The sequence below is a fragment of the Pseudomonas persica genome (assembly GCF_900291015.1).
Classification (GTDB): Bacteria; Pseudomonadota; Gammaproteobacteria; order Pseudomonadales; family Pseudomonadaceae; genus Aquipseudomonas.
Genome location: NZ_OLKL01000034.1, coordinates 1 through 21,854, shown reverse-complemented (window position 1 = coordinate 21,854; position 21,854 = coordinate 1). Strand labels below are relative to the sequence as shown.

Below are 21,854 nucleotides of genomic sequence, written 5' to 3'. Positions count from 1 at the left end.
CCTAAGCGGGTCGCTTCTGAAGTATTTGGTTTCATGTTCAGAAATGTCTTACAGGTGATGGCCTTGTTGGCTGTGGGGTGTAGGGCGAGAGGTTGGGGTCAGGGCTACCATGTGTCCGGCACTGAAAATCTTGTGACGAGCACCTGCAAGCCGCCCCCCGATTCGGGGAAAACCGCTGGGGGATCCTCCCCAATCTGTTTCGTTTGCAACTGCAACCAACTGAAAATAAAAGCAATCCGCTCCTGGCACACACCTTGCTCCAGCTCCACGCAGAGATCCTGTGTCCCGGAGGTGCGGCATGTCTACGCCACGCAAAGGCCCCATCCTGTCATCACTCGTTCTGGCCTTGCTCGGCTGGGAGTCGACCAGCGAAGCGGCCGTGCAGTGCCAACGCACCTTGGTTGCCAACGTAGTGGCGCTGGACCAGCCACTGATGTTCAACCGCCTTGGCGCGCAAAACGCCAACGGTATGATGTTCGCCCTGCGCGAGGATGTGGTGGACGACAAGTTGGTCCCCCTCGGCAGCGGCGGGGCGGCGGTACCGGGCAAGGTCACCCTGCGCCCGGACAAGCGCCCACGGCCGATCGTGCTGCGGGTGGCCGCCGGTGATTGCCTGACGGTCAACCTGACCAACCTGCTCGACTACAAGGCCAACCCCAACAAGCACGGCATCGAGGTACAAGGGCCCGAGGACGAGGAAACAGAAGTCGAGAATGAAGGCGCCGAAGGCTTCGTCGCCGACGAACAGGTGGCCGAGCGCATGGTCGGCTTCCAGGTCAACGGCATGCAGGCGGTCAACAGCATCGCCGACATTTCCGCCTACACCGGGCGCAACGGCAACTTCTTCGTCAGCCCCGGCAGCACCCGCAGCTATACCCTGTACGCCGAGCGCGAGGGCGCCTTCGCCGCCACCAGCAAGGCCGCCACCTTCGGCGGCGAGGGCACCGCGGGGAATGTTGCCAACGGTCTGTTCGGCCAGGTGGTGGTGGTGCCCAAGCTCGGTCGCACCTACCGCAATACCCTCAGCGAAGAAGAAATGCGCCTGGCCACCACCGGCCGTACCGCCACCGGCCAGCCGGTGATCGACTACGAGGCCCGCTACCCGCAAATGCAGCCATGGATCGCCGAGGGCAAGGCCGGCAAACCGATCATTGCCATGGTCGACGGCAACGAAATCATCAACAGCGAAACCGATGCCATCGTCATGGGCCCCAACCCGGATGGCAGCTTTCCCAAATCCACCTACCCGCTGGAAAGCCTGGGCAAGCGCAACCCGGCGCTACCCAACCGCCTGGAGGCGTTTCGTGACTTCGCCTCGCAGTTCGCCGACGAAGTCGCCGGCACCCAGGCGTTCCCCGGCTACTGGGCCGACCCGGTGATGGGCCATGTACTGGAACCCACCCGTGACTCGTTCATGATCAATTACGGTTCCGGTGGCATGGGCGCCGAAGTGGTGGCCAACCGCCTGGGCGTGGGCCCGATGCACGACTGCCTGTCGTGCGCCTATGAGGAGTTCTTCCTCAGTGCACACACCGTCGGCGACGTCGGTACCCTGGTGGACGTGCCGGCCAACGTCGGCCTGGAACAAATCCGCCCCGGCGAGGTGCCAGCGGCCAGCGCCGTGGGGGTCAAGGCCAGCATGGCCCTGTATCCGGCCGAACCGGCCAACGTGCACCACAGCTACATCGGTGACTTCACCAAGTTCCGCAACACTCACAACGGCCATGAACAGCACATCTTCCACCTGCATGGCCACCAGTGGCTGTTCAACCCCAATGACGACAATTCCGACTACATCGATGCCCAGGGCATCGGTGCGGGGGTCGGCTACACCTACGAAATCGCCAACGGCGGTGCGGGCAACCGCAACCGGGTGGCGGGCGATGCCATTTACCATTGCCACTTCTATCCGCACTTTGCCCAGGGCATGTGGGCCATGTGGCGCGTGCACGACGTGTTCGAGGAGGGCACCCGCCTGGAGGTGAGCGGGCAGGGCGAGAATGGCTTCCACAGCACCCCGTTCGCCCTGCGCAGCGGCAAGCCGGCGCTTGGCGCCCGGGCCCTGCCCGATGGCGAGATCGTTGCCGGCACGCCGATCCCGGCCATCGTGCCGCTGCCCGGCAAGGCCATGGCGCCGATGCCAGGCAAGGTGGTAGTGGTACCGAAGCTGTCCGAACAGCTGGTTGCCGCCAATGATGACGACGAGCCTGAAGAGCAAGAGGATGATGAGCCTGCCAACCAGGCACCGGTACGCAAGGCAATCGGCTCACTGGCGCTGGTCGACCGCAGCGACGCCAACCGCAACGCCGACGGCACTTTGAAGAACCCTGGCTACCCGTTCTGGATTGGCGGCATGGAAAGCAGCGTGGGCAACCGACCACCAACCCCGCCACTGGACATGCTCGACCCGGCCATGGCGCGCCAGCTCAAGGACAGCGGCAAGGCACTGTGGGCCAACCTCGACCCGAACCAGGTCGATGGCTGGGATGGCGGCCTGGGGCGCCATGCGCTGGACGGCGCATCCGCCGGCGGCGAAGCCGAAACCACCACCACCAAGCTCGATTTCACCAAGGTGGTCCACAAGGCCAAGCCGATCTACCTGCCAGAAGAGGGTACCGATGTCGAGCAGGCGGCCATGCAGTTCCACGCCCTGGCCGAACACCCCAGCTTTGCCCTGATCCCCGGCAGCGAGCCGGTGGCCAAGGCGTTCCGCACCAATGGCGCCTTGCCGACTGCCGGCGCACCGTTCTACGAGCCGTGCATGGATGACCGGGGCAAACGCCTGACCCAGTCTTCCGGGGTCGGTGAGTACTTCAGCGGCGAGAGCCTGTCGGGCCTGAACTTCCGTGGCTCCTCGGCCTTCACCGCCGACCGCCCACGCCTCTACAAGGGTGCCAACATCCAGTTCGACGCGGTGTACAACAAGGTCGGCTACCACTTCCCGCAAGCCCGTATCATTGCCCTGTGGGAAGACGCCTGGCCGGTGATCACCAAGCAACGCCCGCCAGAGCCGCTGGTGATGCGCATGAACACTTTCGACTGCACCATGTACCAGCACACCAACCTGATCCCGAACATCTATGAGATGGACGACTACCAGGTGCGCACCCCGACCGACGTGATCGGCCAGCATATCCACCTGCCCAAGTGGGACCTGACCGCTGCCGACGGCTCGGCCAACGGCTGGAACTACGAAGACGGCATTCTCTCGCCCGGCAGCGTGGTCGAGCGGGTGCAGGCCATTCGTGCCTACAACGGCTGCACCCAGGGCGATAGCCGCGACGGCACCGCCGCTTGCCCGCAAGCCCGGCAGCACCCGTACTTCGGCCGCTTCGGCCGGGCCGACTGGCTGGGTGCACGCACGGCCATGCAGCGCTGGTTCGCCGACCCGCTGGTCAACGTGTACAACGTCGACCGCGGTCTGGGCACCATCTTCACCCACGACCACCTTGGCCCATCGACCCACCAGCAGCTTGGGCTGTATGCCACCGTGCTGGCGGAACCTGCCAACTCCACCTGGTACCACGCCGAAACCGGCGAGAAGCTGTACAACCCGGCCACGCGCCAGGACGGTGGCCCGACCTCGTGGCAGGCGGTGATCCAGACCGGTGACCATGATGGCGACGGCAAGAACGACAGCTACCGCGAGTTCTTCCTGGAATACAGCGACTTCCAGCACGCCTATGAGGCCGGGGTGTACGTCGGCGCCGGGCCGGACGGTATTCCCAATGCTCAGTCGTACCCGGCTACTGCCGACAGCTTCCGCTACGCCATCAACCCGCCGGTGCGCGGCAAGGCGTCGACCCTGCTGGAGGCCATCGTCGAGGAACGCGGCGGCATCAAGCCGGGGTGCCCAAGCCGGCCCTGCCCGCAGGCAATCTCGGTGGATGACCCGGGCATGTTCGTCGTCAACTACCGCAACGAGCCCCTGGCCCTACGGGTGTTCGACCCGAACAAGGTCGGCCCGGATGGCAAGCGTGGCATGCAGGCCGCCGGCCTGGCCGGTGACCTCAGCTATGCCCTGCAAACCCGTACCGACCGCGCCATCCCGGCGCTGAACCTGGCGCCTTCGGCGATCACCTCGGCGGTCGGCCCCACCGGCGGCACCACGCTGTTCCCGCCGCACATCAACAAGGCCGGCAGCGAGCCGGGCGACCCGTTTACCCCGATGCTGCGCACCTACTCCGGTGACAACGTGCGCTTGCGCATGCACGCCGGTGGCCATGAAGAGGAGCACAACGTCACCTTGCATGGCGTGAAGTGGCTGCAGAACGGCACCGGCTATGGCAGCAGCACCAACTCGGGCTGGAAGTCATCGCAGATGATCGGCATTTCCGAGCAACTGGGCTTCATGGCGCCGGTGTCGATGATCTCCAGCTCGGCAGCTACCAACGGTGACTACCTGTATTCGCTGGATGCGGCCCTGGAAGGCTACTGGAACGGTATCTGGGGCATCATGCGCAACTACACCGCGCAGCGTGCCGACCTGTTCCCGCTGCCCAACAACCCGCAGCCAGTGGCCATGCGCAACACCGTGAACTTCGATGGCATCTGCCCGAAAACCACGGCCAACCCCAATGGCATCGGCAACCGCCCCACGGTCAAGCGTAGCTACGAGATCGTCGCGGCACTGGCCAACGACATCCTCGAGAACCGCAATGGGGTCAGCATCAACGACCCGGCCGGTGTCGGCCAGCATGTCGGCGGCCCGCTCAAGGCCAACGGCGGCACCCTGGTGTTCAACAGCCGCAAGACCGCCATCCCGCTGGTCAGTGGGGTAGACCCCGAAGATGGGGAAGCCTTCACCATCGGTGGCCACAGCGCGCCGCTGCACGACCCGACCGCAATCCTGTACGTGCGCAAGGCCGACCTGGACGCCACCACCGGCAAGCTCAAGGCGGGCGTGCCCGTGGAACCGCTGGTGCTGCGCGCCAACGCCGGCGAGTGCATCAGCATCACCCTGGAAAACCGCCTGCCACTGGTGATGCCGGACCTGGCCAGCACTGCGGTGATGCACAACGTGGTCAAGCGTGACCGCTTCGACAGCGAAGGCGCCACCGCCTTTGCCAACAACCTGATGCGCCCGTCCAGCCACGTGGGCCTGCATGCGCAGCTGCTGGCCTATGACATCACCAAGTCCGATGGCGCCAACGTCGGCCTCAACCCGGTGCAGACCGTGGCCCCGCGTGCCGGCACCAGTGGCGCCTGGCCGAGCCGCACCTATCAGTACTATGCCGGCCACCTGGAGCGCGAAGGCAAGCCGGTGTCGCAACTGGGCCGCAAGGTGGACAACATCGACGCCACCCCCATCGAATTCGGCGGCCTCAACCTGACCCCGTCGGACTTCATCAAGCAGCCGCAAAAAGGCTTGGTGGGTGCCATGAGCATCCTGCCGCAGACGGCCACCTGGACCGAGGACACCGCTACCCGTGCCCAGGCCACGGTCAAGGTCACCGGCCAACCGGACTACCGCGATTTCGTAACGGTCTGGCAGCGTGCGCTGAACATGCGCTGGGCCGATGGCCGCCCGGTGGAGGGCATCAATGCCGAAGGCAACGGCGCTGCCGGCGATCCGCAGGACAACGGCAACATGGCGGTCAACTACAAGACCGAGCCCCTGTGGCTGCGCTTCGGCATGGCCCCCGACTCGCCATTCGGCCGCGCCGCTGGCCTGGGCTTTGGCGATGTGCCCAACGCCCACATGGCCTACGCCAACGCCCTGGTCGGCGGTGACCCGCAAACCCCGGTGCTGTACGCCAAGCCTGGCCAGCCAGTGCGCAACCACATCGTGATGCCCAGTGGTGGCAGCCGCGGCATGGTCTACCAACTGGACGGTCACGTGTGGCCACTGCACAACTACCAGGCCGAGAAGAGTGACGTTGACGGCTACCCGCTGAACCTGCCCGGCATCGGCTCGGTGCGTTTCGGCTACAACCCGATGGCCATGTTCATCGGTGCCCAGGAAAGCGTGCTACCGGCGGCGCACTTCAGCTTCATGCTGCCCAGTGCCGGGGGCGCCAACGCGGTGACGGGTGACTACCTGTTCCGCGACTACGCCGCCTACGGCAACCTCTCGGGGCTGTGGGGGATTTTGCGGGTGACCAATGAAGCGCCACCGGCAACGGCCCCGGCGCAGTGACGGAAGGGGAGTGCGCGCATGAACAAGAAGACTCACCCTGCTTACTTGGGGGTAGCAATGGGGGGAGCGCTGATCGGCCTGGGCGTGGCGTATGAAAGCCTTTGGTGCGATCCGCGCGAGCTGTTGCAGGAGTCTGCCGACCCGCAGGCCCTGCACCGGCTCAGCCGGGACGGGGTGACCGTGGAGTTCGAGGCCCGGCCGCTGGCCGGGGGCGAGCTGCAGGAAGGCAGCTTTGCCAATATCCGTTTCAAGGTCAGCGACCAGGCCAGTGGCCAGCCACTGTCGGGTATGGCCCCGGGGGCGTGGATCGACCCGACGCAGTCGGCCCCGGAGGGCGACCGCGACCAGAGCTGCAAGGCCCGTGTCGCACTGTTCCTCAAAAGCAGCATCGGCGCCCGACCGTTGCTCGACCTGAACAGCTACTTCCTGTTGATGATGAACAAGGACGCCAGCCTGACGGTGATCGACCCGACCGTATCGGTGGGCGGCGTGACCAGCACCATGGCCCGCATCGACCTGCCTGGGCGGCCCATGGACTGGGTGGCCACCGCTGACGACAAGCAGGTGTTCGTGTCCATCCCGGAGCGCGACAAGATCTCGGTGATCGACACCGAAACCTTCACCCGCGTGGCCGACCTGGACGCTGGCGACCAGCCGCTGCGCGTGGCCCTGCAGCCGGACCAGCACCGGTTGTGGGTGGGCAACAACAGCAGCGACCCGGCCAAGGGCGGAGTAACGGTGATCGATGTGCCGGGTCGCAACACCCTGAAAACCTTCAACACCGGCAGCGGGCACCACGAAATAGCCTTCAGCGCCGACTCGCGCTATGCCTATGTCAGCAACCGTGACAGCGGCACCCTGAGCATCATCGACATCCCGCAAATGCGCCTGGCAAAGACCATCAAGGTTGGCCCGCACCCGCTGTCGGTCAGCTATTCGGCGCTGTCCCAGGCGGTGTACGTGGTCGATGGTGAAGAGGGCAGCGTGCGTGTGTTCGATGCCCGCAACCACCAGCTGCGCCACACGGTCCAGGCCGAGCAGGGCCTGGGGCCGATGCGCTTCAGCAGCGATGGCCGCTACGGCATCGTGCTCAACACCCTGGAGAACCAGGCCCTGGTGATCGACGCCAGTACCGACCAGCTGATCCACCATATCCCGGTAGCGGCCGAACCGTACCAGCTGACCTTCACCAAGGGCTATGCCTACGTGCGCGGCCTGGCTTCGCCGAAGGTGAGCATGATCAACCTGGCCAGCCTGGGCGAAGGGCGCTCACCGATCGTCCAGGACTTCGAGGCCGGCCCGGCGGCGCCACGCCAGGCCGGTGACCTGCCGCTGGCCCAGGGGCTGTCGGTGTCGCGCGACGACAATTCGGTGTTCGTGGTCAACCCGGTGGACAACACCACCTACTTCTACGCCGAAGGCATGAACGCGCCAATGTCCGGCTACAACAACCGTGGCCACCAGGCCCGCGCCGCCGTCGTCGTCGACCGCAGCCTGCGCGAACTGGCGCCGGGCGTGTACGGCTCGACGGTGAAGATGCCCGCCGCCGGCAAATTCGATGTGGCCTTCCTGCTCAACCAGCCGCAGATCATCCACTGCTTCAGCACCGACGTGGCCGCAGCGCCGAATGCCGGCAAGCGCAAGGGCGCGCACGCCGAGTTCATCGGCCTGGACCGGCCGTTGTCGCAGCACAGCGCGATTACCGCCCGGGTGCGCATCGTCGGCGACGACGGCCAGCCGCGCCTGGGCCTGAGTGACCTGAGCCTGCGCTACTTCCTGGCGCCTTCGTCGATACCGCGCAACCTGCAGCTGGAGGAGGTGGGCGAGGGCATCTATCAAGCGGCCCTGACCCTGCCCGAAGCCGGCGCCTGGTACCTGCATGTGCAGTCGCCGTCGCTGGGGCGCAAGTTCGCCGAAGAAAACTACACCAGCCTGCGCGTCCTGCCGGCCGCAACGTCCAACGCTTCCGAGACTGACGTGAGGAATCTGCGATGAACGCCAAGCATGCTTGCAAACTGTTGGCCCTGAGCCTGGCTTTTGCCAGCAACCTGGCGGTGGCCCATGGCGGCCACGACCACAACGGCCATGCCGAACAGCCGCCGGCGGCGCGCCAGGAAAAGGCCAGCGTGCGCTTTGCCGACGTCTCGCTGCTGAATCAGGACGGCATGCCGGTACGCCTGGAACAAGACCTGGTGGGCGACCACCTGGTGGTCATCGGCTTTATCTACACCAGTTGCACCACGGTGTGCCCGGTGGTGTCGTCGATCATGGGCAAGGTCCAGCAGCAGCTGGGTGGTCGGGTAGGGCAAGAGATTCAACTGGTGTCGATCAGCGTCGACCCGCAACGTGACGACGCCAAGCGCCTGCAAGACTACGCCAAGGCCTTCCAGAAGGGGCCGGGCTGGAGCTGGCTGACCGGCACGCCGTACGCCATCAGCGAAACCCTCAAGGGCCTGGGCAGCTTCAGCGCCGACCTCAGCCAGCACCCGCCGCTGATCCTGGTGGGTGACGGGCGCACCGGGCACTGGACGCGCTACTACGGGTTCACCGACCCGGCGGTGCTGATCGACGAAATCAACCGCCTTGGCGCCCGGCGGGTGCATGCCAAGAGCACGGCCATTGCCGACCATCACGAGGTGCAACCATGAGCCAGGTAAGCTCCCGCCGCGTCGGCATGCGCGGTTTTGACTGGCTGGTGCTGGGTGGTTGCCTGTGGATCCTCGCCTCGGTGGCGTTCGCCCATGAAGGCCATGCCCCGCAGGTGCCCGAACCGCAACCGGCACCGCAGGCGATGACCAGCGGTGGCGGCACCCGCGATGCCCGCACCTGGTTTACCGACACTGTGGTCAAGGACCAGAACGGCCGCGAGCTGCGTTTCTACAGCGATGTGCTCAAGGGCAAGGTGGTGATGCTCAACGTGATCTTCACCCACTGCACCGACGCCTGCCCGCTGATTACCCGAAAATTGCGCGAAGTGCGCGAAGCCATGGGGCCAGAACTGGCCAGCCAGGTGACCTTCGTGTCGATCAGCAGCGACCCGCTCAACGACACCCCGCAGGTGCTCAAGGCGTTTGCCGGGAAGCAAGGGGTGGATGGGCCCAACTGGTTGTTCCTGACCGGTGACAAGGCCAATGTCGACCTGGTGCTCGGCCGCATCGGCCAGTTCCTGCCCAGCCCCGAGCAGCATTCGACACAGCTGATTGCCGGCGATGTGGTTGGCAAGCGCTGGAGCAAGATCCGCCCGGATGCGCCACCCGCAGCCATTGCCCAGCGTATGCAACTGCTGGCTCAGCCCTTGGCCGGTCGGTGAGCATCATGAATGCCTGGGCGGCCTTGCGCTGTTGCTGCCGGCCTCATCGCCGGCAAGCCGGCTCCCACAGGGATGACACTGCCTTCAGGGGCGCTACGATCCCTGTGGGAGCTGGCTTGCCGGCGATGAGGCCAGAACAGGCCAGAAGAGCCATGAGCACAATCCTGGCGCTGCTTGTTAGTCTGTTGTTTGGTACACCGACTTTTGCCCTCGATCTCACCGCCAACGAACAAGCCGGCAAACGCCTCTACCGCGAGGGCGTCTCCAGCAGCGACGCGCAACTGCAAGCCCGGGTCGGCGCCAGCGACATGACGGTTCCCGCCAGCGTGCTGCCCTGCGCCAGCTGCCACGGCAACGACGGCCGTGGCCGTGCCGAAGGCGGCGTGCGCCCGCCGAGCCTCGACTGGCAACGCCTGGCACTCGGCCAGGGCACGCGTGAGGCCAACGGCCGCCGCTACCCCGCATACACCGACAGCAGCCTGGCCCGGGCCATTCAGCACGGCGTCGACCCGGCAGGCAACCGCCTGGACCCGGCCATGCCGCGCTTCGAGCTGACCTTGGCCGACCAGCGCAACCTCACGGCCTACCTCAAGCGTCTGGCCCAGGAGCGTGACCCCGGCGTGGAGGAGGGCGTGCTGCGCCTGGGCACCTTGCTGCCGGCGTCCGGCCCGCTGGCCGAGGTCGGGCAGGTGGTGCGTGCGGTGCTGGAAGACGGCCTGGCGCAGCTCAACCAGCAAGGCGGCATCCACGGGCGACGCCTGGAATTGGTGGTGCTCGACCCGGGTTCCGACCCGGCCAGCGCCGAACGGGCGCTGCAGCGGTTGCTGGAGCAGGAGCGGGTGTTCGCCCTGATCGCGCCATTGGCACCCATGCTCGACCAGCGCCTGGCGATCTTGCTGGCGCCACAGAATGTACCGCTGATCGGCAGCACCCCACGCAGCGGCGGCAGCGTGCAGATTTTCGACCCGTTACCCGGTTTGCCCGCGCAATTGCTGAGCCTGGCAGGCCACGCCCGCACGGCGCTGGGCCTGGCAGCGGGCGACCTGCGTGTGGTGTATGCCGGCAATGAACAAGCGGCGTTGGCCGAGCAAGTGCGCGAACGCCTGCAGCAGCAGGGTTGGGCAGCAACCGCTGTCCAGGCCTTTGCTGGCCAGGCTGTGGACGGGCACGGCATTGTCTTCCTTGGCCGTGCCCAGGCCTTTGCCGAATTGGCTGCGGCGCTGCAGGCAGCTGGCCGCCAGCCATACCTGTTTGCCGCCTCCAGCCAGGTGACCGACGCCGTGGCGCGCCTGCCCGAGACGTGGTCGCGACGGGTGTTCCTGGCCTATCCCTACGTGCCCGAGGACTGGACTGAGCAGGGCCTGGCGACACTGGCCGGCCTGCAGCAGCGCCAGGGCCTCGACCCACGCCAGGCGTCGTTGCAGGTCAACACCCTGTGCGCCCTGCGCCTGTTGAGCGAAGCGTTGAAGCAGACTGGCCGTGACACCAGCCGCGAGCTGCTGATTGCCGCGCTGGAAGGCCTGCATGATGTGTCCACCGGCCTGACCCCGGCCTTGGGCTTCGGCCCCGGTCGCCGCCAAGGCATGGCCGGTGCCCATGTGGTGGCGGTGGCCCTGCCCGGGCCGCGGTTCACCGCGGTCACCCCGTACCGGCCACTGCCGGACGGCCCTTGAGCGGAGGTTGCCATGCGTGTTCTGTTGTTGTGCCTTTTGCAGGTGTTGGCCAAGGCAAGCTGGGCCGATGTGGTGGCGGCGCAGGTCAATGGTGTGGAGATCGAAATGGCGCGCCTGGAGCGCTATTTCAGCGAGTACCTGGACGCCCAGGGTCGCGCGGTGACCAGCATCCGCAACCCGACCCTGTACCAGCGCCTGCGCGACCAGGCTCTGGGTGAGCTGATCGACAAGGAGCTGTTGTGGCAGGAGGCCCAGCGCCGCGGCATAGTCATCAGCGACGAGCAGGTGTCGGCGCATGTCGGCGAGGTCGAGGCGGCGTTTGGCAGCCCGGCAGTTTTTGAGCGGCGGCTGGCAGAAGCGGGCTTCGATAGGGCACAGTACAATGACTACACCCGGCACGAGCTGGCCGCGCAGCAGGTGTATGCCCAGCTCAGTGCGGTCGCCGCGCCCAGCCAGGCTGAAGTGGAGGCATTCTATGAAGCCAACCGGGAAACCTTGCAAGGAGCGCAACAAAGTGACAAGCCTTCAGTCATACGCGAACAGGGTCTGGTCCTGGCCAGGACCACGCTCATCGGGCAGCGGGAGGCGCAGGTGCGGCAGTCCGTGCGCCAACGTTTGCGTGCGTCCGCTACCGTGGAGATCGCCGACTGAGGTCCCTGATGGCGTTTCCCCAATGCTGGGGAATAACGAGATGGCATTGCGCCATCGTTTTCCCCGTATATGGGGAACAGGGCGGGTGCGCCTGCCTGCCGCGTTACGGGTGTTGATTTACGCCTTTGGCAAATCAATGACTTACAGTGGTGCAGCATGACTATTCACGCCTGGCACGAAGCCTGCTCAAGCCTGTACAGGGGCGCACTTCGCAGACCGGGTTACCGGGCAGTTCTTGGGAGTCGACCTTGGTGAACAGAGTATTGGTAGTCGATGACGAACAGACTCTTGCGCAGAACCTGCAAGCGTACCTGCAGGCGCAAGGCCTGGAAGTTCATGTTGCCCACGATGGCGCCAGTGGTATCGAACAGGCTGCAAGTCTGGCACCGCAAGTGATCGTGCTGGATTACCGCTTGCCCGACATGGAGGGGTTTCAGGTTCTGGAGAGCGTACGCAGGAACAGGCAGTGCCACTTCGTGCTGATTACCGCCCACCCCACCGTCGAAGTGCGTGAGCGGGCCGCCGAAATGGGTGTGAGTCATGTCCTGTTCAAGCCGTTCCCGCTGGTGGAACTGGCCCGTGCAATCTTCGACCTGATGGGCATCGAGCACCGACGCAGGGCCACGGACAATCCGGCTGAAGGGTTCGTCGAACGACGCCAGAACAGCAACGAATCGTTCCCCCTGCAGTTGTACGATGGAAGCTGGGTTTTGGCCGATCGCCGGCGTAACGGCGCCAAGCCCCCAGGGCCCGACGACGATCAACTGCTCACAGGGGAATAGCGGCGCCCGCACCCCTGGCCGAGCCAGCCTGCGACGCGCCCCTGAGCGGAGTCGCAGGCCATGCCAGAAGCATTCGATGCAACACAGGAAGCTCTACCGCCTGCACCGGCCTCTTCGCGGGTGAACCCGCTCCCACAGGTACAGCGTAATCCTGAAGACACCGGTAATCCTGTGGGAGCGGGTTCACCCGCGAAAGGGCCGGTACAGGCAAAAGAATATTCAGCCTACCCCCGCGACCTGCTGGCCCAGGCCCGCCTGCAAACCAGCGACGAACGCCTGCTCACCCGTCTGGAACAGTTGGCCAGCGACACCCCCGATACCTTCACCCAGCGCCTGGGCCTGACCCTGCATTACCCGGTGCTGGACAGCCAATCGCTACTGGCCAGCACCCCACGCTTCGACAAGGTCAGCCTGGCGATGTGCCTGAAGCGTGAGTTCGTGCTGATCGAGCAGGGCGGTCAACTGCTGGGCGTGTTCGCCGACCCCTTCGACCACGCCCGCCTGGCCTGGATCGACGATGTGCTGCAAGGTGCACCGCTGTACCTGGCCCACGCCGCAGACCTGGCCACTTTCCTGGCTCGCCACGAAGAAAGCTTCCACGCCGTGGACGCCCTTGACCACGACGCCGAAGCCAGCAGCGAAAGTGACCCGCTGCAACGTCTGTCGCTGGCCAGCATCAGCGAAGACCAGAGCCGCGTAGTCAAGCTGGTCAACTCCACCCTGTACGACGCCCTCAAGCTGCACGCCAGCGACATCCACCTGGGTATGACCGGCCAGGGCCTGACTATCAAGTACCGCATCGACGGCGTGCTCAACGGCGCTGGCAAGGCCAGCGGCAGCGCCTTCGCCGACCAGGTGATCTCGCGCATCAAGGTAATGGCCGAGCTGGACATTGGCGAAAAACGCGTGCCCCAGGACGGCCGTTTCAAGGTCGCCGTGGGCGACCGGCAAATCGACTTCCGGGTATCGATCATGCCCAGCATCTTCGGCGAAGACGCGGTGCTGCGGGTGCTCGACAAGCAGGACCTGTCCGACCGGGTCAGCGGCGTGCAGCTGCAGGCCCTGGGCTTTGCCGAGGAAACCCTGCGCGCCCTACGCCGGCTGGCCGCCGAACCCTACGGCATGATCCTGGTCACCGGCCCCACCGGCAGCGGCAAGACCACCACCCTGTATGCCATGATCAGCGAGATCAACCACGGCGTGGACAAGATCATCACCATTGAGGACCCGGTCGAATACCAGTTGCCCGGGGTGCTGCAGATCCCGGTCAACGAGAAGAAGGGCCTGACGTTCGCCCGCGGCCTGCGCTCGATCCTGCGCCACGACCCGGACAAGATCCTGGTCGGCGAAATCCGCGATCCGGACACCGCGCAGATTGCCGTGCAGTCGGCGCTCACCGGCCACCTGGTGTTCACCACCATCCACGCCAACAACGTGTTCGATGTGATCGGCCGTTTCAGCCAGATGCAGGTCGACCCCTACAGCTTCGTTTCCGCGCTCAATGCGGTGCTGGCCCAGCGCCTGATCCGCCTGGCCTGCCCGCACTGCGCCACACCGTGCGAAATCGACGACGACACCCTGTTTGGCGCGGGCCTGACCCGCGAGGGCGTGGCCGGCTGGAAGTTCATTCGTGCCCAGGGCTGCGGCCAGTGCCGCGGCAGTGGCTACCGCGGCCGCAGCGCCATCGCCGAACTGCTGCACCTGGACGACGACCTGCGGCAGATGATCGTCGAACGCCGCCCCCTGTCGCAAATCAAGACCCTCGCCTGCCAGCGCGGCCTGCGCCTGCTGCGGGCCTCGGCCCTGGACCTGGTCCGTGATGGCCGTACCACACTCGAGGAGATCAACCGTGTCACATTCATCTGATCATGGTGCTTACAGATACAGTGCCGTACTCGGCGCCGAAGGTGTGGGCCTGGGTAGCTGGCACGCCAACCACCACCAATGGCTGGGCAGTCGCGACTTCACCTGCGATGCCGCCCAACCGGCCTGGGAAGCCGCCGTTGACGCCCTGGCCACGCTGCTGGCCGAGCATGCCGTGCGCGGTGCCCAGTTGCGGGTGCTGCTGTCGGCCCGTTACAGCCGGTTCTGCCTGGTGCCCTGGAGTGATGCCATCAGCCACCCGCGCGAACTGGACGCCTACGCCCGGGCCTGCTTCGAAAACCTCTACGGGCAACCGCTGGACGACTGGCGCATCGTGCTCTCGCCCGAGCCGGCCGGTGCCGCGCGCATCGCCACGGCGTTGCCTGAAGCCCTGCTGCAGCGGCTGCAGGCGCTGGGCCGGGAAAGCCACCTGAGCCTGCGCTCGGTGCAGCCGTACCTGATGGCTGCCTACAACCGCTGCTCGGCACAGCTGGAGCAGGGCGACTTCCTGTTCGTCCTGGCCGAGCCGCGCCGCAGCGTGCTGCTGCTGGCTGCCGGGGGGGCCTGGCAGCAAGTGCTGGCGCAAGGCTGCGCCGATAGCGACCAGGCCCTGCAAGCACTGATCGAGCGCACTTGCGAGCTGTACGGCGAGCACCTGCCACGGGTCTACCTGCATGCCCCGGGCCGGGGCGACGTGCCGCAACTGGCGGCGGTGCAACTGTGCCAGCCGGCCAGCGACGCCGACCCGCTGTGCGCCATGTGGCGGGCGGTGGCCTGACATGCGCCGCCTCGACCTGGAATTCCAGCCCCGGCGCAGCAGCCCGTTGGCCTGGTCGCTGCTCGCCGTGGCGAGTGCCTTGGTCGCCGGCCTGGTGCTGCTGCAACACAGTTTGCAGGTCGAGCAGGTCGAACTGGAGGCGAGCGTGCACAGCCTGGAGCAGCGGCTGGGCCGCCGTCCGGCCACTGTCGCACCGCTGAGCAGCGCCGCCAGCCGCGAACAGGCCGAGCGCCTGGCGCAGATGCAAAGCGTCTCGCAGCAGCTGCAACGGCCCTGGCAACAACTGTTCACCATGCTCGAAGCGCAGCCGCAGGACGACGTGGCGCTGCTCAGCCTGGCCCCCGACGCGCGCAAAGGCCAGCTGCGCATCACTGCCGAGGCGCGCAACCTGGAAGCGATGCTGCAGTACCACCAGCGCCTGGAAGCCAGTGCCGAGCTCAGCGATGTGTCGCTGCTCAACCACGAAGTGCTGGCCGCGCAGCCCGAGCACCCGGTGCGCTTCACCCTCACCGCCACCTGGGAGACCGGTCATGCGCGCCCGTGAACCGCTGCACAGCCTGATCCTCCAGGAGCGCCTGCGCCGGGTCGGCCCGGTTGGCCTGGCTGCGGTTGCGGTGAGCCTGCTGGCCGTGGGCGTGCTGTGTGCCGGGGTGTTGCCGCAATGGCAGAACCTGCGCGAACTGCGCGCCACTGAAGCGGATGCCAGCGTGCAGGTCGAGCGGGTCAGGCGTGGCGAGCTGAAGATCGCCATCAAACCCGAGCAGCAGGCCCTCGACAGCCTGCGCCAGCAATTGCCGGGGCAGCCTCAGGCCAGCGAGCTGATCGAGCGCCTGTACCACCTGGCCAGCGCCGAGCATATCAGCCTGGCGCGTGGTGAATACGCCCTCGGAATCGACCCCAAGACGCAACTGGCGCGCTACCAGATCGTGCTACCGGTGCGCGGCAGCTACCCGCAGATTCGCGGGTTTCTCAAGGGCCTGCTCAAGCAGTTGCCGACCCTGGTGCTGGAAGACCTCGAGCTGCAACGCAAACGCATTGGCGACAGCGAGCTCAACGCCCGCCTGCGCATGACCCTTTACCTGTCGAGGTCGTGATGAACACACAACGTGCGGTCATCTGGGTTGGTTTCCTCGGCGTGAGCGCGGTACTGGCCTGGGCCCCCGGGCATTGGTTTGGCCAGGACGACAGCGCCGCGGCCTTCGCGGGTAAACCCGCTCCCACAGGACCTGTGAGCGCCGCCGAACCTGTGGGAGCGGGTTTACCCGCGAATAGGCCAGAACAGGCTTCCGGCGACCTGTTCCCAACCCAGCAATGGACCAAACCCCAAGCCCTGGCCAGCGTCACCGAACAACCTGTGAACGCCGCCCCGGTCGCACCCGCAGCGCCAACCGCCCCCGAACTGCCATTCCAGTTCATTGGCCGTATCGGCGACCGCGACGACCTGCAGATCTTCCTGCAGAGCGGCGAAAAACTCTACGTCGTGCGCCAGGGCGACGTGATCGAAGACACCTACCGCCTCGATCGGGTATCGGCCAACGAGCTGCACCTGGTCTACCTGCCTTTGCATCAGTCGCAGACTTTGTCTGTAGGGAGCGCACCATGAAGTCGTCAAAGCTGTGCAAGCCTGCTCCGTTCCTGCTTGTGGCGTTGTGTGTGGCCATTGCCGGCTGCGGCTCCAGTGCGGTACGCAAGGACAGCGACCAGCTGATGAAGGAGGGCCAGTACGAAGCCGGTATCGCCAGCCTGGAAGAAGCCCTGCGCGAGGACCCGCGTGACACCGAGCTGAACATCGCCCTGGCCCACAGCCGCCAGGCCGCGGTCGAGGCGCTGCTGACCCAGGCCGACGCCGACCGTATCCGCCATGACTTCGCCGGCGCCCGCATGGGCTATGGCCGGGTGCTGACCCTGGAGCCGAACAACCGCCGCGCCCAGGAAGGCATCCGCCAGCTGGAGCTGATCCGCACCCTCGACGAGCGCGTGGCGCTGGGCCAGGCGGCGCTGCGCCAGGGCGACCTGTTCGGTGCCGAGCGCTACATGCGCGAAGTGCTGCGCCTGGACCCGCAGAACCAGAAGGGCGCGGTGCTGCGCAGCGACATCGAGAACGTCCAGGCGCGCACCGCGCAACCGTTCCCGCAGCTGCGCAGCAAGCTGGAACGGCCGGTGACCCTGGAGTTTCGCGATGCCAACCTGAAGACCATTTTCGAGGTGCTGTCCCAGGTCGCCGGCATCAACTTCATCTTCGACAAGGACATGCGCCCGGACATGAAGGCCACCATCTTCGTGCGCGACTTGCGCATCGAGGATGCCGTGGCGCTGCTGCTGGAGCAGAACCAGCTGCGGCAGAAGATCGTCAATGAAAACACCCTCATGATCTACCCCGATTCGCCGCAGAAGACCAAGGACTACCAGGAACTGGTCATGCGCACCTTCTACCTGACCAGCATCGACGCCAACACCGCGCTGAACATGGTCAAGACCATGCTCAAGACCCGCGACGTGTTCGTCGACGAACGCCTCAACACCCTGACCATGCGCGACACCCCCGATGCCGTGCGCATGGCCGAGAAGCTGCTGCAGTCGCAGGACCAGTCCAACCCCGAGGTGGTGCTGGAAGTGGAGGTGATGGAAGTGGCCACCTCGCGCATCCTCGACCTCGGCCTGCAATGGCCCAACACCTTCGGCGTGCTGAGTTCCGACGGCCAGCCGGTGAGCGTGCTCGACCAGCTCAAGGGCATCGACTCCAGCCGCATCAGCATCGCGCCGGCGCCACAGGCCAAGATCAACGCCCAGGACAAGGACATCAACACCCTGGCCAGCCCGGTGATCCGCGTCAGCAACCGCGAGCAGGCGCGCATCCACATCGGTCAGCGGGTACCGATCATCAGCGCCACCTCGGTGCCGTCCACCCAGGGCCCGGTGATCACCGAAAGCGTCACCTACCTGGACGTGGGTCTGAAGCTTGAAGTGCAGCCCACCGTGCACCTGAACAACGAAGTGGCGATCAAGGTAGCCCTGGAGGTGAGCAACGCCACCCCGCTGGAAGCCACGCGTCAGGGCACCATTCCGGTTCAGGTCGACACCCGCAACGCCCAGACCACCCTGCGCCTGCACGATGGTGAAACCCAGGTGCTGGCCGGCCTGGTGCGCAACGACCACAACGCCAGCGGCAACAAGATCCCGGGCCTTGGCGACATCCCCGGCCTGGGCCGGTTGTTCGGCAGCAACAAGGACGACATGAGCAAGTCGGAGCTGGTGCTGGCGATCACCCCGCGCATTGTGCGCAACCTGCCGTACCAGAGCCCGTCGGACATGGAGTTCGCCACCGGTACCGAGTCGGCCATGCAGGTGCGGCAGATGGCACCGCTGCCGCCGGCAGATGTGCCTGGCAATGCCCCGGCCACCGATACCCCGGTGGCAGGCAGCCAGATGGCGGTCGCCCCGGCCAAAGGGAGCCCACGGCCATGATCGCGCAGCGCCGCATGCAGGGGTTCAGCCTGATCGAAGTGGTGCTGACCCTGGCACTGCTCGGGCTGCTCGCCAGCATGGCCGCGCCGCTGACCGAAACCGTGGTGCGCCGCGGCAAGGAACAGCAACTGCGCGAGGCGCTGTACCAGATTCGCGACGCCATCGATGCCTACAAGCGCGCGTTCGATGCCGGCTACATCGAGAGGCGCCTGGACGCCAGTGGCTACCCGCCGAACCTGCAGGTGCTGGTAGACGGCGTACGCGATGTGCGCAGCGCCAAGGGCGGCAAGTTCTACTTCCTGCGGCGCATCCCGCACGACCCGCTGGTAGCGGCCAAGGGGGAGGACGAAGGCGGTTGGGGGCTGCGCGCCTACGACAGCAGCGCCGACAACCCGCGTGAGGGCGAAGACGTGTTTGACGTGTATTCCAAGGCCCGCGGCAAAGGCCTCAACAACATCCCCTACGGGCAATGGTGACAGCCATGAAACGCAGCCAAGGCTTCACCCTGATCGAACTGCTGGTGGTGCTGGCGATTATCGCCACGCTGATGACCATCGCCATGCCGCGCTATTTCAACAGCCTGGAAAGCTCCCGCGAAGCCACCCTGCGCCAGAGCCTGGCGGTGCTGCGCGAGGCGTTGGACCACTATTACGGCGACACCGGCCACTACCCGGACTCGCTGGAGCAGTTGGTGGAACAGCGTTACCTGCGCAACACCCCGGTCGACCCGATCACCGAGCGCAGCGATGCCTGGCAGCTGGTACCACCGCCCGAAGGCGTGGCCGGCGGTGTGGCCGATATCAGGAGCGGTGCCACAGGGAGGGCTCGGGATGGCAGCCTGTTCGCGGAATGGTAAGGCCAACGCGGGCTTCACCTACCTGGGCGTGCTGCTGCTGATTGCGGTCAGCAGCGTGGCCCTGGCCGCCACCGGTACGCTCTGGGCCAGTGCTGCCCAGCGCGACCGCGAACGCCAGCTGTTGTGGGTGGGCAGCCAGTATGCCCAGGCCCTGCGCAGCTACTACCGCGCCTCGCCGGGGCTTGCCCAGTATCCGCAGGAGCTGGCCGACCTGCTGCAGGACAACCGCTTCCCGCAGGCCAGGCGGCACATCCGCCGGCTGTACCCCGACCCCATCACCAACAGTGACGAATGGGGCCTGCTGCGCTCGATCGACGGCCGCATCACCGGCGTGCACAGCCGCTCGGACGCCACCCCGTTCAAGCGCAGTGGCTTCAGCGCCGAATGGAGCGGTTTCGAAGGGCTGGAGCACTACAGCGACTGGCAGTTCGTCGCCGAGCAGGCCTTTACCGAAAGTACCGGTGGCGTGCAGCCCCATGCCGGCCCGGGAGACACGCCATGAGCCGCCTCTTCGCGCGATGCCTGGGCCTGCTGCTGGTGGCAGTGCTGGCCACCTCGGCCAGGGCCGAGGACGAGATGCAGGGTTTCATCGTCGACAACACCATCTCGCACATCGGCCACGACTTTTACTACTACTTCGCCGACCGCCTGCGCGCCACCAGCCGCCTGGACTTCAACCTGGTGGTGCGCGAACGGCCGGATGCCCGCTGGGGCAGCCTGGTCACCGTGGAATTCGAGCGCGAGGTGATGTACCGCCGCTTCCTGCCACCGAACACCACCGAGCTCAAGGACGAGGCCGTTGCCGCAGCCGACCTGGTCAAGCAGCAAATCATTCAACGCAAGCTGCAACGCCTGCTGCAGGACACCACCGATCTGGAGAGGGACGAGCTATGAAGCACCCCATACCCCGTTGCATCGCCGCCTGCCTGTTGGCCAGCGCATGTGCCGCCCAGGCCACTGAACTGGTGTATACCCCGATCAACCCGGCCTTTGGTGGCAACCCGCTCAATGGCACCTGGCTGCTGAACAATGCCCAGGCGCAGAACGACTACGACGACCCCGACCTCAAGGACCGTGCCTCGGCCTTTACCGGCACCACGGCCCTGGAGCGCTTCAGCAACCAGCTGGAGTCGCGGATGTTGTCGCAGTTGCTGGACAACATCAGTAACGGCAACACCGGCAGCATGGCGACCGATGCGTTTCTCATCGACGTCATCGACGATTCCGGGGCCTTGAGTATCAAGGTCACCGATCGCGCCACAGGAGAAATTTCGATCATTGAGGTCAGCGGCCTGAATCCCTGAAAGGGAAAGGCTTTTTGTTGGGGAGTGAACACCATGAAACGTCTGCTGAGCACGCTGCTGATCCTCACCGCCCTAGGGTTGCACGGGTGTGGCCTGCGCGAACCGATGCCTGCCGAACAGGACTCGGAAACCCCGACCCTGACCCCACGGGCCTCGACCTACTACGACCTGATCAACATGCCACGGCCCAAGGGTCGGTTGATGGCGGTGGTGTACGGCTTCCGCGACCAGACCGGGCAGTACAAACCGACCCCGGCCAGCTCGTTTTCCACCAGCGTCACCCAGGGCGCGGCCAGCATGCTGATGGACGCCCTGAACGCCAGTGGCTGGTTCGTGGTGCTGGAGCGTGAAGGCCTGCAGAACCTGCTGACCGAGCGCAAGATCATCCGTGCTTCGCAGAAAAAGCCCGACGTACCGCAAAACATCATGGGCGAGCTGCCACCGCTGCAGGCCGCCAACCTGATGCTGGAGGGTGGCATCATCGCCTATGACACCAACGTGCGCAGCGGCGGCGAGGGTGCCCGTTACCTGGGCATAGACATCTCCCGCGAGTACCGCGTCGACCAGGTGACCGTCAACCTGCGGGCGGTTGACGTGCGCACCGGGCAGGTACTGGCCAATGTGATGACCAGCAAGACCATCTACTCGGTTGGCCGCAGCGCCGGGGTGTTCAAGTTCATCGAGTTCAAGAAGCTGCTGGAGGCCGAGGTGGGGTACACCACCAACGAACCGGCGCAGCTGTGCGTGCTGTCGGCGATCGAAGCGGCAGTGGGGCATTTGCTGGCGCAGGGGATTGAACGGCGGCTGTGGCAGGTGGCGGGGGATGCGGGGGAGGGCAAGGCTACGGTGGACAAATTCTTGAGTCAGAATCAGCAACCGTGATTGGCTTTGAGGGCCTCTTCGCGGGTAAACCCGCTCCCACAGGTACCGCGTGATCTCAAGTGCGACGCCGTCCCTGTGGGAGATTCTATGGTTTTCAGCAAGCCAGTTTCCCGCCTTTGGTGACATATTCGTCCTGATTTTTCATCAGGGC

19 protein-coding genes are annotated in these 21,854 nt (G+C 65.7%); all 19 read left to right on the top strand.

What is annotated here, in order from left to right; all coding sequences use genetic code 11:
• Positions 1-298 precede the first annotated feature (298 nt).
• The 19 genes from mnxG to FQ664_RS17020 all read left to right on the top strand — a co-directional run bounded on the left by mnxG (position 299) and on the right by FQ664_RS17020 (position 21,703).
• Positions 299-6,139, top strand: a complete 5,841-nt coding sequence (mnxG, locus tag FQ664_RS17110; RefSeq protein WP_144173537.1) for a manganese-oxidizing multicopper oxidase MnxG — start codon at positions 299-301, stop codon at positions 6,137-6,139.
• 18 nt (positions 6,140-6,157) lie between these two features.
• Positions 6,158-8,134: a cytochrome D1 domain-containing protein gene (locus tag FQ664_RS17105; RefSeq protein ID WP_144173535.1), complete on the top strand. Its 1,977-nt coding sequence runs from the start codon at positions 6,158-6,160 to the stop codon at positions 8,132-8,134.
• Complete coding sequence (locus tag FQ664_RS17100) at positions 8,131-8,787, top strand: SCO family protein (RefSeq protein ID WP_144173533.1); 657 nt, start codon at positions 8,131-8,133, stop codon at positions 8,785-8,787. The genes FQ664_RS17105 and FQ664_RS17100 overlap by 4 nt, the downstream gene beginning before the upstream one ends.
• Complete coding sequence (locus tag FQ664_RS17095) at positions 8,784-9,449, top strand: SCO family protein (RefSeq protein WP_144173531.1); 666 nt, start codon at positions 8,784-8,786, stop codon at positions 9,447-9,449. Before FQ664_RS17100 ends, FQ664_RS17095 begins: the two co-directional genes overlap by 4 nt.
• Before the next feature lie 152 nt (positions 9,450-9,601).
• Positions 9,602-11,122, top strand: a complete 1,521-nt coding sequence (locus FQ664_RS17090) for a cytochrome c/ABC transporter substrate-binding protein (RefSeq protein ID WP_144173529.1) — start codon at positions 9,602-9,604, stop codon at positions 11,120-11,122.
• A gap of 12 nt (positions 11,123-11,134) precedes the next feature.
• Positions 11,135-11,773, top strand: a complete 639-nt coding sequence (locus FQ664_RS17085; RefSeq protein WP_144173528.1) for a SurA N-terminal domain-containing protein — start codon at positions 11,135-11,137, stop codon at positions 11,771-11,773.
• 248 nt (positions 11,774-12,021) lie between these two features.
• Positions 12,022-12,555: a response regulator gene (locus tag FQ664_RS17080; protein ID WP_178091011.1), complete on the top strand. Its 534-nt coding sequence runs from the start codon at positions 12,022-12,024 to the stop codon at positions 12,553-12,555.
• A gap of 60 nt (positions 12,556-12,615) precedes the next feature.
• Complete coding sequence (locus tag FQ664_RS17075; RefSeq protein ID WP_256675994.1) at positions 12,616-14,421, top strand: GspE/PulE family protein; 1,806 nt, start codon at positions 12,616-12,618, stop codon at positions 14,419-14,421.
• The gene (locus FQ664_RS17070) at positions 14,405-15,196 is read left to right on the top strand and encodes a hypothetical protein (RefSeq protein ID WP_144173524.1); all 792 of its coding nucleotides are present in this window, start codon (positions 14,405-14,407) and stop codon (positions 15,194-15,196) included. The genes FQ664_RS17075 and FQ664_RS17070 overlap by 17 nt, the downstream gene beginning before the upstream one ends.
• A 1-nt stretch (position 15,197) precedes the next feature.
• Entirely contained in the window at positions 15,198-15,740 is a 543-nt protein-coding gene (locus FQ664_RS17065; protein ID WP_144173522.1) for a PilN domain-containing protein, read from the top strand.
• Entirely contained in the window at positions 15,727-16,290 is a 564-nt protein-coding gene (gene pilO, locus FQ664_RS17060) for a type 4a pilus biogenesis protein PilO (RefSeq protein ID WP_144173520.1), read from the top strand. The genes FQ664_RS17065 and pilO overlap by 14 nt, the downstream gene beginning before the upstream one ends.
• Entirely contained in the window at positions 16,290-16,799 is a 510-nt protein-coding gene (locus FQ664_RS17055) for a hypothetical protein (RefSeq protein WP_144173518.1), read from the top strand. Before pilO ends, FQ664_RS17055 begins: the two co-directional genes overlap by 1 nt.
• The gene (locus FQ664_RS17050) at positions 16,796-18,661 is read left to right on the top strand and encodes a secretin N-terminal domain-containing protein (protein WP_144173516.1); all 1,866 of its coding nucleotides are present in this window, start codon (positions 16,796-16,798) and stop codon (positions 18,659-18,661) included. The genes FQ664_RS17055 and FQ664_RS17050 overlap by 4 nt, the downstream gene beginning before the upstream one ends.
• A complete protein-coding gene (locus FQ664_RS17045) occupies positions 18,658-19,137 on the top strand; it encodes a type II secretion system protein (RefSeq protein WP_144173514.1) in 480 nt (159 codons plus the stop codon). Before FQ664_RS17050 ends, FQ664_RS17045 begins: the two co-directional genes overlap by 4 nt.
• Positions 19,138-19,142: 5 nt before the next feature.
• Positions 19,143-19,517 (top strand): type II secretion system protein, encoded by a 375-nt coding sequence (locus tag FQ664_RS17040; RefSeq protein WP_144173512.1) that lies wholly within the window; start codon positions 19,143-19,145, stop codon positions 19,515-19,517.
• The gene (locus FQ664_RS17035) at positions 19,492-20,019 is read left to right on the top strand and encodes a type II secretion system protein (protein WP_144173510.1); all 528 of its coding nucleotides are present in this window, start codon (positions 19,492-19,494) and stop codon (positions 20,017-20,019) included. The genes FQ664_RS17040 and FQ664_RS17035 overlap by 26 nt, the downstream gene beginning before the upstream one ends.
• A complete protein-coding gene (csgE, locus tag FQ664_RS17030; protein WP_144173508.1) occupies positions 20,016-20,411 on the top strand; it encodes a curli production assembly/transport protein CsgE in 396 nt (131 codons plus the stop codon). Before FQ664_RS17035 ends, csgE begins: the two co-directional genes overlap by 4 nt.
• Positions 20,408-20,821 (top strand): curli assembly protein CsgF, encoded by a 414-nt coding sequence (locus FQ664_RS17025; RefSeq protein WP_144173506.1) that lies wholly within the window; start codon positions 20,408-20,410, stop codon positions 20,819-20,821. The genes csgE and FQ664_RS17025 overlap by 4 nt, the downstream gene beginning before the upstream one ends.
• A 33-nt stretch (positions 20,822-20,854) precedes the next feature.
• The gene (locus FQ664_RS17020; RefSeq protein WP_144173504.1) at positions 20,855-21,703 is read left to right on the top strand and encodes a CsgG/HfaB family protein; all 849 of its coding nucleotides are present in this window, start codon (positions 20,855-20,857) and stop codon (positions 21,701-21,703) included.
• Positions 21,704-21,854 lie beyond the last annotated feature (151 nt).

What these genes read in the sequence shown, in the direction of transcription:
- mnxG (WP_144173537.1), top strand. Translation starts at nt 299, where the DNA reads ATGTCTACGCCACGCAAAGGCCCCATCCTGTCATCACTCGTTCTGGCC.
- FQ664_RS17045 (WP_144173514.1), top strand. Translation starts at nt 18,658, where the DNA reads ATGATCGCGCAGCGCCGCATGCAGGGGTTCAGCCTGATCGAAGTGGTG.
- FQ664_RS17050 (WP_144173516.1), top strand. Translation starts at nt 16,796, where the DNA reads ATGAAGTCGTCAAAGCTGTGCAAGCCTGCTCCGTTCCTGCTTGTGGCG.
- FQ664_RS17025 (WP_144173506.1), top strand. Translation starts at nt 20,408, where the DNA reads ATGAAGCACCCCATACCCCGTTGCATCGCCGCCTGCCTGTTGGCCAGC.
- FQ664_RS17040 (WP_144173512.1), top strand. Translation starts at nt 19,143, where the DNA reads ATGAAACGCAGCCAAGGCTTCACCCTGATCGAACTGCTGGTGGTGCTG.
- FQ664_RS17100 (WP_144173533.1), top strand. Translation starts at nt 8,131, where the DNA reads ATGAACGCCAAGCATGCTTGCAAACTGTTGGCCCTGAGCCTGGCTTTT.
- FQ664_RS17105 (WP_144173535.1), top strand. Translation starts at nt 6,158, where the DNA reads ATGAACAAGAAGACTCACCCTGCTTACTTGGGGGTAGCAATGGGGGGA.
- FQ664_RS17065 (WP_144173522.1), top strand. Translation starts at nt 15,198, where the DNA reads ATGCGCCGCCTCGACCTGGAATTCCAGCCCCGGCGCAGCAGCCCGTTG.
- FQ664_RS17085 (WP_144173528.1), top strand. Translation starts at nt 11,135, where the DNA reads ATGCGTGTTCTGTTGTTGTGCCTTTTGCAGGTGTTGGCCAAGGCAAGC.
- FQ664_RS17020 (WP_144173504.1), top strand. Translation starts at nt 20,855, where the DNA reads ATGAAACGTCTGCTGAGCACGCTGCTGATCCTCACCGCCCTAGGGTTG.
- FQ664_RS17090 (WP_144173529.1), top strand. Translation starts at nt 9,602, where the DNA reads ATGAGCACAATCCTGGCGCTGCTTGTTAGTCTGTTGTTTGGTACACCG.
- FQ664_RS17055 (WP_144173518.1), top strand. Translation starts at nt 16,290, where the DNA reads ATGAACACACAACGTGCGGTCATCTGGGTTGGTTTCCTCGGCGTGAGC.
- FQ664_RS17075 (WP_256675994.1), top strand. Translation starts at nt 12,616, where the DNA reads ATGCCAGAAGCATTCGATGCAACACAGGAAGCTCTACCGCCTGCACCG.
- csgE (WP_144173508.1), top strand. Translation starts at nt 20,016, where the DNA reads ATGAGCCGCCTCTTCGCGCGATGCCTGGGCCTGCTGCTGGTGGCAGTG.
- FQ664_RS17035 (WP_144173510.1), top strand. Translation starts at nt 19,492, where the DNA reads ATGGCAGCCTGTTCGCGGAATGGTAAGGCCAACGCGGGCTTCACCTAC.
- pilO (WP_144173520.1), top strand. Translation starts at nt 15,727, where the DNA reads ATGCGCGCCCGTGAACCGCTGCACAGCCTGATCCTCCAGGAGCGCCTG.
- FQ664_RS17095 (WP_144173531.1), top strand. Translation starts at nt 8,784, where the DNA reads ATGAGCCAGGTAAGCTCCCGCCGCGTCGGCATGCGCGGTTTTGACTGG.